16 protein-coding genes are annotated in these 15521 nt (G+C 74.0%); 4 read left to right on the top strand and 12 right to left on the bottom strand.

Annotated features, from left to right (window positions below; all coding sequences use genetic code 11):
• Positions 1-20 precede the first annotated feature (20 nt).
• The 4 genes from ABUL08_RS00265 to ABUL08_RS00250 form a co-directional block, all read right to left on the bottom strand.
• Complete coding sequence (locus tag ABUL08_RS00265) at positions 21-305, bottom strand: GlsB/YeaQ/YmgE family stress response membrane protein (RefSeq protein ID WP_089013026.1); 285 nt, start codon at positions 303-305, stop codon at positions 21-23.
• A gap of 440 nt (positions 306-745) precedes the next feature.
• Positions 746-1033, bottom strand: coding sequence for a GlsB/YeaQ/YmgE family stress response membrane protein (locus ABUL08_RS00260; RefSeq protein ID WP_350933579.1), 288 nt, complete (start codon positions 1031-1033; stop codon positions 746-748).
• Between the two features lie 315 nt (positions 1034-1348).
• Entirely contained in the window at positions 1349-3226 is a 1878-nt protein-coding gene (lepA, locus tag ABUL08_RS00255) for a translation elongation factor 4 (protein ID WP_350933578.1), read from the bottom strand.
• Positions 3227-3356: 130 nt separating this feature from the next.
• Positions 3357-3890, bottom strand: a complete 534-nt coding sequence (locus tag ABUL08_RS00250) for a DUF4240 domain-containing protein (protein ID WP_350933577.1) — start codon at positions 3888-3890, stop codon at positions 3357-3359.
• Between the two features lie 75 nt (positions 3891-3965).
• Between ABUL08_RS00250 and ABUL08_RS00245 the strand changes: the two genes are divergently transcribed.
• Positions 3966-4952: a phosphotransferase gene (locus tag ABUL08_RS00245; RefSeq protein WP_350933576.1), complete on the top strand. Its 987-nt coding sequence runs from the start codon at positions 3966-3968 to the stop codon at positions 4950-4952.
• Between the two features lie 135 nt (positions 4953-5087).
• Positions 5088-5354: a 30S ribosomal protein S20 gene (gene rpsT, locus ABUL08_RS00240; protein ID WP_350933575.1), complete on the top strand. Its 267-nt coding sequence runs from the start codon at positions 5088-5090 to the stop codon at positions 5352-5354.
• Between the two features lie 275 nt (positions 5355-5629).
• Here the strand turns inward: rpsT and ABUL08_RS00235 are convergent, their stop codons facing one another.
• From ABUL08_RS00235 to nadD, 8 genes are all read right to left on the bottom strand, one after another.
• On the bottom strand, positions 5630-6082 hold the full coding sequence (locus ABUL08_RS00235; RefSeq protein ID WP_350933574.1) for a hypothetical protein: 453 nt from the start codon (positions 6080-6082) through the stop codon (positions 5630-5632).
• Complete coding sequence (gene holA, locus ABUL08_RS00230) at positions 6079-7059, bottom strand: DNA polymerase III subunit delta (protein ID WP_350933573.1); 981 nt, start codon at positions 7057-7059, stop codon at positions 6079-6081. Before holA ends, ABUL08_RS00235 begins: the two co-directional genes overlap by 4 nt.
• Before the next feature lie 122 nt (positions 7060-7181).
• Complete coding sequence (locus tag ABUL08_RS00225; RefSeq protein ID WP_350933572.1) at positions 7182-9563, bottom strand: ComEC/Rec2 family competence protein; 2382 nt, start codon at positions 9561-9563, stop codon at positions 7182-7184.
• Between the two features lie 176 nt (positions 9564-9739).
• Positions 9740-10594, bottom strand: coding sequence for a ComEA family DNA-binding protein (locus ABUL08_RS00220; protein WP_350933571.1), 855 nt, complete (start codon positions 10592-10594; stop codon positions 9740-9742).
• Positions 10595-10721: 127 nt separating this feature from the next.
• Positions 10722-11573 carry a DegV family protein gene (locus ABUL08_RS00215; RefSeq protein ID WP_350933570.1) on the bottom strand — a complete coding sequence of 284 codons (852 nt, stop codon included), beginning with the start codon at positions 11571-11573 and terminating at the stop codon, positions 10722-10724.
• 47 nt (positions 11574-11620) lie between these two features.
• Complete coding sequence (locus tag ABUL08_RS00210) at positions 11621-12250, bottom strand: histidine phosphatase family protein (RefSeq protein ID WP_350933568.1); 630 nt, start codon at positions 12248-12250, stop codon at positions 11621-11623.
• Entirely contained in the window at positions 12247-12654 is a 408-nt protein-coding gene (gene rsfS / locus ABUL08_RS00205; protein ID WP_350933567.1) for a ribosome silencing factor, read from the bottom strand. The genes ABUL08_RS00210 and rsfS overlap by 4 nt, the downstream gene beginning before the upstream one ends.
• A 110-nt stretch (positions 12655-12764) precedes the next feature.
• Positions 12765-13361, bottom strand: a complete 597-nt coding sequence (gene nadD, locus ABUL08_RS00200; RefSeq protein WP_350933566.1) for a nicotinate-nucleotide adenylyltransferase — start codon at positions 13359-13361, stop codon at positions 12765-12767.
• Between the two features lie 119 nt (positions 13362-13480).
• On the opposite strand from nadD, the gene ABUL08_RS00195 reads away from it, so the two are divergent.
• Together ABUL08_RS00195 and ABUL08_RS00190 are read left to right on the top strand one after the other, a co-directional pair.
• A complete protein-coding gene (locus ABUL08_RS00195) occupies positions 13481-14140 on the top strand; it encodes a PadR family transcriptional regulator (RefSeq protein ID WP_350933565.1) in 660 nt (219 codons plus the stop codon).
• A 158-nt stretch (positions 14141-14298) separates the two neighbouring features.
• Complete coding sequence (locus tag ABUL08_RS00190) at positions 14299-15504, top strand: FAD-dependent oxidoreductase (RefSeq protein WP_350933564.1); 1206 nt, start codon at positions 14299-14301, stop codon at positions 15502-15504.
• The last annotated feature ends 17 nt before the right edge of the window (positions 15505-15521 follow it).

Here is a 15521-nt window from a genome sequence, read left to right as displayed (position 1 = left end):
CGTCAGCGGTTCGGGGTGCGTCAGTAGCGCGAGACGCTCCGGCGACGGCCCACACCGGCCACCAGGGCGACGGCGATGGCGGCGAAGAGAACCTGCAGCAGCAGCTCGCGCCAGTCGATGCCGGCGGTGTCGGCGAAGCCGGACGCGCGGGCGACGATGGTGCCGAGCAGAGCGGCGCCGACGCCGATCAGCATGTGCAGCCACATCGGCATGTTCTGGCGGCCCGGCACGACCAGGCGGCCCAGAGCGCCGACGATGAGACCAACGATGAGCGCGGTGATGATGCCCCAGACGGTGAGCTCCACGGTCGCTCCTCCTTCATAAGTGAGTCACACGATTGTTCGTGTGGTTCCTGTCGTGACCGCTAAGTTCCCGACCGGCAGAAAATCCAAACCGACTCTGGTGACGAACTACGCGTCTGGCCCCTGACCAGCACTTTCATCGCTCCCACCAGAGCCGTCGGCCGCCGCCTGCCATCGAATGCCCCGGATTGGAGGGCGCGCCGGCCATCGACACCACCCGTTCCGTCGGGGTCTCCCGGCGGGCCGGCGCAAGCCGTCGGAGGGCGCGGGCCGGCGCGTTCCGTCGGGAGCTCGCGCGGACCGGTGCGTTCCGCCAGGGGGCTGGGGCGGGCACCGGCGGGACAGGGTCCGCCCCAGGACCGACGGGCGGGCCCGGGGCGGAACGCGAAGCGGGCGCCCGACCCGAGGGTCGGACGCCCGCTTCAGCGGTTCAGGGGTGTGGATCAGTACCGGGAGACGCTCCGGCGACGGCCCACGCCGGCCACCAGGGCGACCGCGATGGCGGCGAGCACGACCTGGACCAGCAGCTCCGTCCAGTCGATGCCGGACGTCTCGGTGGCGATGCCCATGGCCCGGGCCAGCACCGTACCGAGCAGCGCGGCGCCGACACCGATCAGCATGTGCAGCCACATCGGCATGTTCTGACGGCCCGGCACGACCAGGCGGCCCAGAGCGCCGACGATGAGACCAACAACGAGCGCGGTGATGATGCCCCAAACGGTGAGCTCCACGGTCGCCCTCCTCCTCAGATGTTTTCACACGATCTGTGTGGTTCCTGTCGTGACCGCTAAGTTCCCGAAGCGCCGAAAATCCAAACCGACTCATCCGCCGGCACGCTGCCGGATGTCGATGCCCGGCGACCGCGTCGATCCGCCGTACCGCAGGGAAACCGCAGGTGGGAGCGGTACCAGCCGGGCACGGAACCGGGCCGCGCGGCCAGGAAAAATTCCTCCGCGTACGCCGGGGAAAAGCCGACGCCCCGCGCGGAGGGACCGGTCGGTCCGCTCCGGCGGGGCGCCGGTCGCCGGGTCACCGGCGGCGGTGGCTCACTTCTTGCCGGCGGCCTTGCCGTCGCCGGAGTCGGAGGAGAGCGCGGCGATGAAGGCCTCCTGGGGGACCTCGACCCGGCCCACCATCTTCATCCGCTTCTTGCCTTCCTTCTGCTTCTCCAGCAGCTTGCGCTTCCGGCTGATGTCACCGCCGTAGCACTTGGCGAGCACGTCCTTGCGGATCGCCCGGATGGTCTCCCGGGCGATCACCCGGCTGCCGATGGCCGCCTGGATCGGCACCTCGAACTGCTGGCGCGGGATCAGGTTGCGCAGCTTCGCCGCGATGGTGACGCCGTAGTTGTACGCCTTGTCCTTGTGCACGATGGCGCTGAACGCGTCCACCGGCTCGCCGTGCAGCAGGATGTCCACCTTCACCAGGTCGGACGCCTGCTCGCCGGAGGGCTCGTAGTCCAGCGAGGCGTAGCCCTTGGTACGGCTCTTCAACTGGTCGAAGAAGTCGAAGATGATCTCCGCGAGGGGCAGCGTGTAGCGCAGCTCCACCCGGTCCGCGGAGAGGTAGTCCATGCCGAGCAGGCTGCCCCGGCGACCCTGGCACAGCTCCATCACCGCGCCGACGTAGTCGTTCGGGGTGAGCACCGTGGCCCGGACGACCGGCTCGAACACCTCGGCGATCTTGCCGGTCGGGTACTCGCTCGGGTTGGTCACCACGATCTCCTGGCCGTCCTCGGTGATGGCCCGGTAGACCACGTTCGGGGCGGTGGAGATCAGGTCGAGGTTGTACTCCCGCTCCAGCCGCTCCCGGATGATCTCCAGGTGCAGCAGGCCGAGGAAGCCGCAGCGGAAGCCGAAGCCGAGCGCCCCCGACGTCTCCGGCTCGTAGTCGAGCGCGGCGTCGTTGAGCTTGAGCTTGTCCAGCGCCTCGCGCAGGTTCGGGTAGTCCGACCCGTCGATCGGATAAAGGCCGGAGTAGACCATCGGCTTCGGGTCCTTGTAGCCGCCCAACGCCTCCCTGGCCGGGTTGCCGTTGATGGTGACCGTGTCACCGACCCGGGACTGGCGGACGTCCTTCACGCCGGTGATCAGGTAGCCCACCTCACCGACGCCGAGCGCGTCGGCCTTCACCATCTCCGGCGAGATGACGCCGATCTCCAGCAGCTCGTGCACCGCGCCGGTGGACATCATCTTGATCCGGTCCCGGGCGCTGATCCGGCCGTCGACGACCCGGACGTAGGTGACCACGCCCCGGTAGACGTCGTACACCGAGTCGAAGATCATCGCCCGGGCCGGGGAGTCGGCCTCGCCGGTCGGCGGGACGAACTGCCGGACGATCTCGTCCAGCAGGTGCGGCACGCCCTCACCGGTCTTGCCGGAGACCCGGATGCAGTCGGCCGGGTCGCCGCCGATCAGGTGGGCCAGCTCCTCGGCGTACTTCTCCGGCTGGGCGGCCGGCAGGTCGATCTTGTTGAGCACCGGGATGATGCGCAGGTCGTTCTCGAGCGCCAGATAGAGGTTGGCCAGCGTCTGCGCCTCGATGCCCTGCGCCGCGTCCACCAGCAGGATCGCGCCCTCACAGGCGGCCAGCGACCGGGACACCTCATAGGTGAAGTCGACGTGGCCCGGGGTGTCGATCATGTTGAGCACGGCCGGCTCGCCGGCCCGGTCACCCTCGCGGATGGTCCACGGCATGCGGACGGCCTGGCTCTTGATGGTGATGCCGCGCTCGCGCTCGATGTCCATCCGGTCGAGGTACTGCGCGCGCATCTGCCGCGGGTCGACCACGCCGGTGAGCTGCAGCATCCGGTCGGCCAACGTCGACTTTCCGTGGTCGATGTGGGCGATGATGCCGAAGTTCCTGATGCGCGCCGGGTCGGTGGCACCAGGAGCGTTCGCGCCGGGATCGAGCGTCGGTGGCACAGCGGTCCGTTCTGGTCGGCTGACGGGAGCGGGCCGGCGCGCCGCCGGCCCCCTCTATGCTCCCACGTCGCTCACGACGCGGTCCGATCACTCCTGGGGTACGGGGCGGGTCACCCGTCGCCGGGGTGGTTCACTCCGCCGGCGGCTCGACGAAGAGCGCCGCGAGCTTCGGCAGCCGGCGGCGTGCCTCGTCCTCGTCGTCGAAGTCCCAGAAGTCGTTGAGGTCCGGCACCTTCACCGGGTCGCGGTCTGCCGGGAGGTCGGTCGCGGTGGCCTTCCGGTACGCGTCCCAGGGCACCGAGAGCATCTCCTCGCACTCGAACTCCTCGCCGCTGAGCGCGGCGGCCCGGACCTGCGGCAGCTCCGCGAGCGCGTCGGGACTCCGGACGGCCTGCGCGAAGACCGCCCGCCCCTGGGTCATCAGCCAGCCCCGGAAATACTCGAAGCCGTCGTCGGAGGCGCCCCCGTTGATCAGATACGCCGCGCCCCACAGGTCGACCGTGTAGGAGGCGGCGAGGACCCGCTGCTGGTGGTGGGCGTACCCGACGATCTCCTCCGGGGGCAGCTCGGCGAGGAGGGCGACCGCCCGGGCGGCCACCGCCCCCGGTTCGCCCGCCCCGGTCCGGGCCCGGTCGATCAACTGCCAGAAGTCGTCGGTCCTCATGGCTCGCCAGTCTGGCAGAGCACACCGACAGCCGACCCGCTCGCCGGGCCGGTCACCGTCGGGCAGCATGGGCCGGTGGCCGAGATCTCACTCCCCCCGGTGCCGTACGACGCGACGGCGCTGCGCCCCGCGTGGGCGAGGCTGCCGGCCGCCCTGCGGGACGCCGTCGCCGCCCGCCTCGGCGCCCCGCCGACGGCCGTCCGGGTCGCCGGTGCCGGGTTCACCCGCGGCTTCGCCGCCGTGCTGGAGAGCGCCGACGGCAGCCGGGTGTTCCTGAAGGCGGCCTCCCTGACCGACCAGCGGCACCTCGCCGACTGGTACTTCCGGGAGGCGGAGATCCTCGGCCGGCTCCCGGTGGGCCTGCCCGTGCCCCGGCCCCGCTGGGCGCTCACCGAGGCCGGCTGGTACGCGGTCTGCCTCGACGCCGTCGACGGCCGGACGCCGGCGCTGCCCTGGGAGCCGGCGGCGCTCACCGCCACCCTCGCCGCGTACGCCGAACTCGCCGCCGCCCTCGCCGCACCGCCCGCGGAGCTGGTCGCCCTCGGCCTCCCCCACCTCGCCGACCTGGCCCGCGACGACATCCTCTGGTGGGGCGAGGTCGCCGCCGCCCGGGAACCGGCGCCGGAGCTGCCGCACTGGGCCACCACCCGGCTCCCCGAGCTGGCCGCCCTGGAGTCCCGCCTCCCCGGGTACGCCGCGCCCGCCACCGGGCTGATCCACTGCGACCTGCGGGTGGACAACGTCCTCGTCGACGCGGGCGGTCGGGCCTGGGTCTGCGACTGGAACTGGCTCTGCCACGGTCCGGCCTGGTTCGACCTGGCCGGCCTGCTGATCACCGCGTACGCCAGCGGCCTCGACGCGGACGCCGCCTTCGCCGCCCACCCGGCGGCCGTCGGCGCGCCCCCGGACGCCCTCGACGTGACCCTGGCCGCCCTGGCCGGCTACTACCTCACCGCTGCCGCCGCCGGACCCTCCGACGCGTCGGCGCACCTGCGCCCGCACCAGCGGTGGAGCGGCGAGCGGGCACTGGACTGGCTGGCCGTCCGGCAGGGTTGGCGCTGAGCGTTCCGGGCCCGCCCGCGCGGAGCCGTTTTGGCTCGTCCCGACGGACCTGGTAACCTGGCTCTTCGCGCGGCGATGGACCATGCTCGCCGTGCGGAAGCAGACCAAACCGAGCTATCAAGACGAGGCTGTCGCGTGGCGAACATCAAGTCCCAGATCAAGCGCAACCGGCAGAACGAGAAGCGCCGGCTGCGTAACAAGTCGGTCAAGTCGTCGCTGAAGACCGCCATCCGCAAGTTCAACGAGGCTGCCGAGGCCGGCGACGCCGAGAAGGCCACCGTGCTCATGCGGGACGCCGCCCGCAAGCTGGACAAGGCTGCCAGCAAGGGCGTCATCCACGGCAACCAGGCGGCGAACCGGAAGTCGGCGATCGCCAAGCGCATCGCTTCCCTCTCGGCCTGACCGGCCCACAGACCTGACCGGAAGCCCCGGGGGTGGACCCCCGGGGCTTCCGGCTGTCCACGTTTCGCTCGGCCCGGCTGCCGGCGTCTCCGCGTCCGGCGCCTGCGGGTCCCGGTCCGGTGATCATCTCCGGGACGGCGACCTGGGAGTGTCGGCCGGGCGCGGAGACCGTCAGGCCGGCGACATGACGGCCGCTCGTCCGGGTCAGCGACATGACCGCCACCCGGCCGGGTGTTCAGCGACGTGGCGGCCGGCGGCACGCCGTCCGGTCAGGGCTACGAGTCATGGTGGGGGTGCCAGTCGCCGGGGCGGGCAGGTCGACCGTCGGGCCGGGCGGAGCGCAGCGCCGGCTCGGCTCCCCGCACGCTGCCGAGCAGCTCCCGCGACGGCACCCGGGCCCGGCCGACCACGGGTTCGACCTGCCGGCGGAACCGGTCGCGTTCCTGCTCCGGCACCAGCGCCGCGGTGCGGACGACCACCTCCGCGACCATGTCGTTGAGCTTCACCATCGTCGCCACCGCGACCGGCAGCACCAGCACCGCCCACCAGCTCACCAGCTCGGCGAGGGCGAGCAGCACGGCCAGGGCGACCGCTCCCTCGAAGAAGAGGAAGCAGAGCACACCGCCCGGGTTGACGAAGCGCAGCCCGAGCAGTCGGGCGTAGAGCGGACGGTGCCGCTCCTCGTCGGCGGCGACGGTGGCCCAGGCCGCGCGGGGCGTTCCGGTCACCGGGCGCCACCGGCCCGGGCGGCGGCCACCGAGAAGACCGCCCGCTCCAACGCGTACGCCCGGTCGTCCGCGCCGCCCTTGACGGCCGCGTTGCACTCGGCGGCGGCCCGCATCGCCGCCACCAGACCCTCCGGCGTCCAGCCCCGGCTCTGCCGCTGGGCCCGCTCGATCTTCCACGCCGGCATGCCGAGGCTGCTGGCGAGCTGATACGGGCTGCCTCTCCCGGCGGAGGCGACCCGGGCCACCGTACGGACCCCGTCGGCGAGCGCGTCGGCGATCGGGACCGGGTCGACGCCGACGTGCAGCGCCCAGCGCAGCGCCTCCAGCGCGGCCGGGACGTCGCCGACCATGGTGGCGTCGGCGACCGTGAAGCCGGTCACCTCCACCCGGCCCCGGTAGTAGCGGGAGACGGTCTCCGCCCCGATCCGGCCGTCGGTGTCGGCGACGAGCTGCGAGCAGGCCGCGGAGAGTTCCCGCAGCTCGGTGCCGACCGCGGCGATCAGCGCCTCGGCGGCGTCCTCGGTGCAGGTGCCGCCGAGGCGGCGGATCTCGTCCCGGACGAAGGTGACCCGCTCCCGGTGACCCTTGAGCTTCGCCGCCGGCACCACCGTCGCACCGGCCGCCTTCAGCCCGTCCGCGAAGGCCTTTCCCTTGGCCCCGCCAACGTGCAGCACGACGAGCTGCACCTCCGGGTCGGGGTTCTTCGCGTACGCCAGCAGGGCGGTGACCAGGTCCTTGCGGGCGTCCTGGCCGGCCCGGAGCACGAGCACCCGACGCCCGCCGAAGAGCGACGGGCTGAGCATCTCGGCGATCTCCCCCACCGCCACCGCCCCGGCCTGGTATTCCCGCACGTCCACGTCCGGGTCGACGGCCCGCACCCGGGCGACGGCGTCGGCCACCGCGCGCGTGGCGAGCAGCTCCTCGTCGCCGAGGACGAGCAGAATGGGCGGCAGGCTGGCGGGGGTCACGCCGCCCATATTCGCACGGCCCGCGGCGCTGTCGTGCCTGCTCATCGGCGACTGTGACGGCTCAGCCCGCACTCAGCGCAAATCCAGACATTTAACTCGGTTCTCCCCTATGCCATCAATACCGTCAGCGGTCAGGGCTGTCGACCCGGGCGGGTGCCGCGCACCACCACCGCGAGCCCGCCCCGGTCCCGTACGGCCGCCACGTCCCCCTGGGTGTCGGTACGCAGCACCCGGACCCCGTTGCGGGTCAGGCGGGCCAGCAGTGCGGGGTTGGGGTGCCCGTAGTCGTTGCGGACGCCGACCGAGACCAGCGCCACGGCGGGGCGGACCGCGTCGAGGAACGCCGGATCCTGATAGGCCGAACCGTGATGGGCGACCTTCAGCACGTCGGCCCGGAACGCCCCGGACGGCACGGACTCCAGCAGCGCCCGCTGCTCCTCCGTCTCGGCGTCCCCGGCCAGCAGGATCCGCACCCCGGCCACCGTCGCGGCCAGCACCAGCGAGTTGTTGTTCGGGTCCGACCGGCTGCCCCGCAGCGGGTACGGCGGCCCGAGCAGCAGCAGCTCCACTCCCCCGGCCCGCCACCGCCAGCCCACCGGCGCCGTCCCGACCGGGGCGGAGCCGGCCCGGGCCGTGGACCGGACCAGAGCGACCCCGGCGGCCGGCTCGCCCCACCCGGGGGTGAGCACCCCGGCCACCCGCCGGCCCCGGAAGACCCCGGCGATCCCGCCGACGTGGTCGGCGTGGAAATGACTGACCACCAGCAGGGCCACCTCCCGTACTCCCAGCCGCCGCAGGCAGCCGTCCACCGCGGCCGGCTCGGGTCCGGCGTCCACCACCACCGCCCGGCCACCGCCCACGGGCAGCACCAGCGCGTCGCCCTGGCCCACCGCGCAGGCCACCACGAGCCAACCCGGCGGCGGCCAGCCGCCCGCGAGCAGCCGGACGGGCAACGTGCCCAGCACCACGGCGACCGCGCAGACGGCAACCAGTCGCCGGACCACCGGGCGGCGGGTGGCGATCAGCAGCGCCACGGTGAGCGCGGCGAGCAGCAGGGCCCCCGGCACGCCACCCGGCCAGGGCAGCGTCCCCGCCGGCAGTTGGGCTCCCTGCCGGGCCACCGTCACCAGCCACCAGGCCGGCCAGCTCGCCAGCCAGGCGGCGAACTCCGCACCGGCCGGCCAGACGGGTGACACCACGGCGGCGGCGACCCCCAGCACGGTGGCGGGTGCGATGGCCGGCACCACCAGCAGGTTCGCCGGCACGGCGACGAGGCTCACCGTCCCGGAGATCCCGGCGACCACCGGGCCGCAGGTGAGCTGCGCGGCCGCCGGCACCGCCAGCGCCTCGGCCAACCCGGCCGGTACGCCCCGCCGCCGCAGCCCGTCGCGCCACGCCGGGGCGATCAGCAGGAGCCCGGCGGTGGCCAGCACGGAGAGTGCGAAACCGGCGTCCCCGGCCAGCTCCGGGTCGACCAGCACCAGCACGGCCACCGCGGCGCAGAGGGCGGGCAACGCGGCCCGGGGGCGGCCGGCGGCGAGCGCGGCCAGTCCGATCGCCCCCATGGTGGCCGCCCGGACCACGCTGGGCGAGGGGCGGACCAGGACGACGAAGCCGATCAGCGCCAGTCCGCAGCAGACGGCGGCCAGCCGGGGACCGGCCCGGGCCCAGCGGGCGGCCAGCAGCACCGCGCCGACCACGATCGCCACGTTCGAGCCCGACACGGCGTTCAGGTGGGTCATCCCGGTGGCCCGGAACTCCTCCTCCACGGCGGGCGTGAGCCGGCTGGTGTCCCCGACCACCAGGCCCGGCAGCAGCCCGCCCCGGTCCTCGGGCAGCGGCGCACAGGCCCGTTGCAGGCCGGTACGCAGCGAGCCGGCGGCGCGCTGGAGCCAGGGCGGCGGCCCTGACCGGACGGGTGGACCGGTCACGGTCAGCACGGCGGCGGTCAGGTCTCCGCCGCGCGGTGCGGCGAGCCGGCCGTCGGCGCGTACCCGCTGGCCGGGCAGCAGGCCACGCCAGCCCGGATCCTTGGTCAACAGCAGCACCCGGGCCGGCCCGCTCACCCGGGGGCCGTCCCGTGGCGTCAGGCCGACCAGGTCGGCGGAGACGACGACCATCACCGGTCGACCGGCGGCACCGCGCAGCGGACGGGGGTCGTCCCGGACGACGAGATCGGCGGTGACCACCGCCCGGTCGTCGACCAGGGACCGGAGCGGGGCGGCGTCCCGGCCGGCCAGCCGGGCGGCGGTGGCGGTCGCGCCGCAGACCACGCCGAGCAGCACCGCGACGGCGACCCAGCCGTACCGGCGCACGAGGGTGGTAGGACGGCCGAGCAGGCCGGTCAGGTGCACGGTGGCCAGCACGGCCAGCACGGCGGCCACCCCGGCCAGCGTGGCTGCCGCCACCGGGCTCAGGTGCAGCCCGGCGAGGGCGGCCAGCCAGGCGGCCACCGCCAGACCGGCCAACCGCAGGTCCGGCACGGCCGCCGACGTCGTATCGCCGACCGACACGGAGGATCCGGACCACCGGCGCTCCTCGCCGCGAGCGCGCGAGGATGGCTCGGACCGACACCCGTCGGCGGAGGCGGGCGGGGACGACTCCGGCCGGCGCCCGTCGGCGGAGGCGGGCGGGGACGGCTCGGACGGGTGCCGGTCGTGGGCGGGGGCTGGTGGGGTGGGTCGTCGGCTCACACCGTCACCAGTTCCTTGAGCTGCTCGTACCGGGCGTCGCCGATGCCCTCGACCTGGCGCAGGTCGGCCACCGACCGGAAGGCGCCGTGCTGCTCCCGGTGGGTGAGGATGCGCTGGGCGAGCACCGGCCCCACGCCGGGCAGCGCGTCGAGCTGGGCCAGGGTGGCGGTGTTCAGGTTCACCGGACCGCCGGGTGCGGAGCCGTCCCCCGCCGCTGCGGGCGGCACTCCCGGCAAGGCGGCCGGGGCGGTCGCGCCGACCACCACCAGCTCGCCGTCGGTGACCTTGCGGGCGGGGTTGAGCAGGGCGGTGTCGACTCCGGGCAGGGCGCCGCCGGCCGCGTCGATGGCGTCGGCGACCCGGGCACCGGCCGGCAGCCGGACCAGTCCGGGGCGGCGTACCTTGCCGGCGACGGCGACCACGAGCTGGCTCGGACCGGCGCTCGCCGAACCGGCCGGGGCGGGCTCCGGGAGGGCGGCGGCAGCCGTGCCCACCGGGCGGACGGGCTCGGTGTGCGGCCGGGAGCGCCACGCCCACGCTCCGGCCCCGAGCACCACGACGGCGGCGACCACGGCGAGTGCGCGTACGCCCCGCCGGCCGGGATCGAACGCGCCCGGCCCGGGCAGCCGGGACGGCGCGATCGGCGGTGACGCCACCGGTTCCCCGTCGGCCCCACCACCGCAGCCAACCCCGCCCTCCGCCACGGCGAGCGGGGAGTCCACGGGTGCGGGTCCGGGTCGATCCGGCAGCGCGGGAAAGGTGGCGGCACCGGGATGGGACGCATCGTCCCGCCCGGGGGCGAACAGGCGGGACAGCCGCTGCCGCACGGTGGTTTCCTCGTCGTCGGGCACGGCGCGAGGTTAGGGCGGGCGACCGGCCGCCATCAGGACGCGGACCGGTGGCTGTGGACGGACGGATGCCCTGTGGACAACGCCCTGATCATGCCCCTGGTGTGCTAGCGACCACCGGAAGGATCGGTCAGGACGGGCGGCGGTGGATCACCACGCAGGCCAGGCCCGGCCCGGCGTGCGCGGCGACGACGGCCCCGGCCTCGGAGACGTACGTGTCGTGCAGCCGGTCGCCGAACCGGGCGCGCAACGCCTCCAGGAGCTGCTCGGCGCGCTGCGGCGCGGCCAGGTGGTGCACGGCGAGATCCACCTCGGCCTCGCCGGCCGCCTCGACGGCCAGGTCCACCAGGCGGGCGATGCCCCGGCTGGCGGTACGCACCTTGTCCTTGAGCACGATCGCGCCGTCCGGCATGTGCATGATCGGCTTCACCGAGAGGGCGGTGCCGAGCAGCGCCTCGGCGGCGTTGATCCGGCCGCCCCGGCGGAGGAACTCCAGCGTGTCGACATAGAACCAGATGGTGGTGCGCTCGATGGCGTCCAGCGCGGCCTGGCGTACCCCGGGCAGGTCGGTGCCGTGCTCGGCGGCCGTCGCGGCGGCGAGGACCGGAAAGCCGAGGCCCATCCCGGTGGACCGGCTGTCGACCACCTCGACCCGGTCGCCGACCTCGGCGGCGGCCAGCCGGGCGGCCTCCACCGTGCCGGAGAGTTCGGCGGAGAGGTGCACCGACACGACGCCGTCGGCGCCCTCGGCGAGCAGCGCGCGATAGACCTGCGCGAACTGCTCGGGTGCCGGCCGGGACGTGCTCACCGAGACCCGGCGGCCGCCCAGCGCGCGGGTGGCGTCGGCGGGGAACGTCTCGACGCCCTCCAGCCCTTCCGCACCGTTGAGCACGACGGTCAGCGGGACGACGGTGAGCCGGTGCTCCCGCACCAGCTCGGGCGGAAGGTAGGCGGTGGAGTCGGTGACGACCGCGACGGGCATGCCCGGCACGCTAGCCGATCCCGACCCCGCGCGCCGGGACCGTCCGGTCAGACCGCCTCGGTGAGCGCCGGTTGGGTGATCAGGCCGACATTGTGGGCCCGCAGGTGCCAGCCCCGGACGTCGTCGTGCCGCAGTTCCGTCCAGTGGCAGTTGGAGAGCGATCCGACGCCGCGCAGCACGGCGTGGTCCCAGCCGAGCAGGTGCCCGACGCCCTGCCGGGCGCCGCCGCCGTGGGTGGTCACCACGACGGTGCCGCCGACGGCGAGGTCGGCCGCGGCCCGGAACCCGGCCCCGATCCGCTCGCCCAGGTCGTCGAGGCTCTCGATGTCGGCGCCCGGGTCGGGGTCGCCGGCCCGCCAGCGGGCGTACTCGTCGGGGAAGCGCTCGGCGACCTCGGTGAGGGCCAGGCCCTGCCAGCGGCCGAAGTGCCGCTCCCGCAGCCGGACGTCGGTGCGGACCGGAAGGCCGGTCAGCGCCGCGAGCGCGGCGGCCGTGTCGGCGGCGCGGCGCAGGTCGCTGGCGACGATGGCGTCGGGCCGGAGCCCGGCCAGCACCGGCGCGGCGGCCCGGGCCTGCTCCCGGCCGAGGTCGTTGAGGGGTACGTCGGTCTGCCCCTGGACCCGGCTGGCGGCGTTCCAGTCGGTGTTGCCGTGCCGCCAGATGATCAGTCGGGTCATTCGGCGGTGGAGCCGGCGGCGGAGTCGGCCTCGACCAGGTCCCGGTCCACGAACGGGATCTGCGGGCAGTCCTTCCAGAGCCGGTCGAGGGCGTAGAACTCGCGCTCCTCGGTGTGCTGGACGTGCACCACGATGTCGACGTAGTCGAGCAGCACCCAGCGACCACCGCGCTCGCCCTCGCGCCGCAGCGGCTTGGCCTTCTCCGGCAGTTCGAGCAGCCGCTCCTCGATGGCGTCGACGATGGCCAGCACCTGACGCTCGTTGGGGGCCGAGGCGACCAGGAACGCGTCGGTGATGGCGAGTTGGTCGCCCACGTCGATGATGACGATGTCCTGTGCCTTCTTGTCGGCCGCGGCCTGGGCGGCGGCCATCGCCAGCTCGTGAGCGCGTTCGGAAACTGTCACCGTTCTCCTTCGATCAACCGTGCGACCCTCCAAGCGTCTCACACCCGGCGGCGCGACGACTTGTCGGTTCTGGCCGCTTACGGGGTGAAAGCCCCACAGAACGGGCGGAATTACCGCTGGTAGAGGCGTCGTTTGGCGATGTACTGCACCACACCGTCCGGCACCAGGTACCAGACCGGCTCGCCGCGGGCGACCCGGGCGCGGCAGTCGGTGGAGGAGATGGCCATCGCCGGCACCTGCACCAGGCTCACCGTGTCGGCGGGGAGGTGCTTGTCGGAAAGCTCGAAGCCGGGTCGGGTCACCCCGATGAAGTGGGCCAGCTCGAGGACCTCGTCCAGGTCCTTCCACGACAGGATCCGCTCCAGCGCGTCCGCGCCGGTGATGAAGAAGAGCTGCACCTTCGGGCCGTACTCGGCGTGCAGGTCGCGCAGGGTGTCGACGGTGTAGGTGGGGCCGGCCCGGTCGATGTCGACCCGGCTGACCTGGAAGCGCGGGTTGGACGCGGTGGCGATGACCGTCATCAGGTAGCGGTCCTCGGCGGGGGTGACCGGCTCGTCCGCCTTCTGCCAGGGCTGGCCGGTCGGGACGAAGACCACCTCGTCCAGCCCGAACCGGTCCGCCACCTCGCTGGCCGCGACGAGGTGCCCGTGGTGGATCGGGTCGAAGGTCCCGCCCATGATGCCGATCCGCCGGATGTCTTCCTCCACCCCGCGATCCTAGGCCGATCGGCCGGCGCGGACCCGTCCGGCGTCCACGGGTGGGGCCGAGGGGTTCCGGCGCGGGCGGGTACGCCTTATGCTCGTCAACGAGTAATCGTCTGCGAGCAGTGGAGGACGACGTGGCCCGGCAGCGCAAGGTGGGCAACCTGGTGGCCCTCGCCGTGCTCTCCGTCCTCGTCGAGCGACCCCGACACCCCTACGAGATCGCCACCACCCTGCGCACCTGGGGCAAGGACCAGGACATGGAGATCAAGTGGGGGTCCTTCTACACGGTCGTCCGCAACATGGAGCGACACGGCCTGATCGAGGCCGTGGAGAGCGTCCGGGAGGGCCGGCGCCCGGAACGCACCGTCTACCGGATCACCGACGCCGGTCGGGCCGAGTTGGTCGACTGGGCCCGCGAGTTGATCTCCACCCCCGAGCCGGAGCAGCCCCGGTTCCGGGCCGGCCTCTCGGTGCTCGCCGCCCTGCACCCCGACGAGGCGACAGCTCTCCTGGGACAGCGGCTGGCGCGGCTGGAGGACGACATCAGGGCCGGTCGGGCGGCGCTCGCCGAGCAACTGCGGAGCGTGCCACGGCTCTTCCTGATCGAGTCCGACCACGATCTCGCCATGCGTGCGGCGGAAGCGGCCTGGGTCCGGTCCCTGCTGGCCGAACTCACCTCGGGCAGCTATCCGGGCCTGGCCGAATGGCGGGCCTTCCACGACGCCGGCGACCGGCCGGCGGAGCCGACCGACGGTCCGGAAGGGAGCGGCCCCACCCCGTGATTGCGGCCCCGACACGGTGCGCCAACACCGTGCCGGGGCCTGTACCCCGAACCGACACCTGGAGAGGCGCCCGGCCCGAAGCGGCAACCACGAGGATAGTCGGGCTCTCTCCAGGTCGGTCCCTGCGCACCACCGACGAAACCCTGGAGGGAAGCACCATGACCACCGTGAAGACAGCGATCGTCATCGGCGGCGGCATCGCCGGCCCGGTGACCGCGCTGGCCCTGCGCCGCGCCGGCATCACCGCCACCGTCCACGAGGCGTACCCGAGTACCGCCGACGGCATCGGCGGCACCCTCGCCCTCGCCCCCAACGGCGTCGCGGCCCTGCGCGTCGTCGGCGCGGACCGGGCCGTCACCGCGATCGGCACCCCCATCCACCGGACCAGGATGGCCGTCGGTCGCAGGCGCATCGACCTGCCCGGCCTGAGCGGTGTGCCACCGCTGCACGTGGTGCACCGCAACGCCCTCCACCAGGCGCTGCACGAGCACGCCCGGGCCGAGGGCATCGTCGTCGAGCACGGCCGGCGCCTGGTCGACGCGCGGGAGACCGACACCGGCGTCACCGCCCGCTTCGCCGACGGCGGCACCGCCACGGCGGACGTCCTGATCGGGGCCGACGGCGTCCGGTCGACCGTCCGCACCCTGATCGACCGGGACGCCCCCGGCCCGCGCTTCACCGGGCTGCTCGGCTTCGAGGGGGTGGCCCGGCACGAGGTCGACGCCGCCCCGGGCACCATGACCTTCGCCTTCGGCCGGCGCGGCTACTACCTGTACTGGCCGGAGCCGGGTGGCGGCACCCGGTGGGGCGTCAACCTCCCCCAGGAGCGGCCGATGAGCCTCGCCGAGGCCCGCGCGGTGCCCCCGGCCGAGTGGATGCGGACGCTGCGCACCGCGTACGGCGACGACGACCCGGGCCGCGATCTGCTGGCGAGCACCGACGCCGACGACGTGCAGGCGGTGGGCTCCCTGCACATCATGCCGAGCGTGCCGCGCTGGCACCGGGGTCGGATGGTGCTGGTCGGCGACGCGGCGCACGCGCCCTCCAACAGTTCCGGGCAGGGGGCGTCGCTGGCGATCGAGAGCGCGGTGCAGCTGGCCCGCTGCCTGCGTGACCTGCCGGACGTCCGGTCGGCGTTCACCGCCTTCGAGCAGCTGCGGCGCGCCCGGGTGGAGAAGGTGGCCGCCCGGGCGGCCCGGATCAACCGGACCAAGGCGCCCGGTCCGGTGGGCCGGGCGCTGCTGCCGCTGTTGATGCCGTTGCTGGTGCGGACCGCGATGGACCCGGAGAAGACGATCGGCGCCGAGCAGCGCTACCTGATCGATTGGGACGCCCCGGTGGCGTCGGCGTCGACCGACGGTTGACCGGCTGCGGGCGGCGC

This window comes from Micromonospora sp. CCTCC AA 2012012 (genome assembly GCF_040499845.1).
Taxonomy (GTDB): domain Bacteria; phylum Actinomycetota; class Actinomycetes; order Mycobacteriales; family Micromonosporaceae; genus Micromonospora; species Micromonospora mangrovi.
The sequence above is the reverse complement of the archived record's forward strand: the minus strand, read 5'-3'. Positions and strand labels throughout refer to the sequence as shown.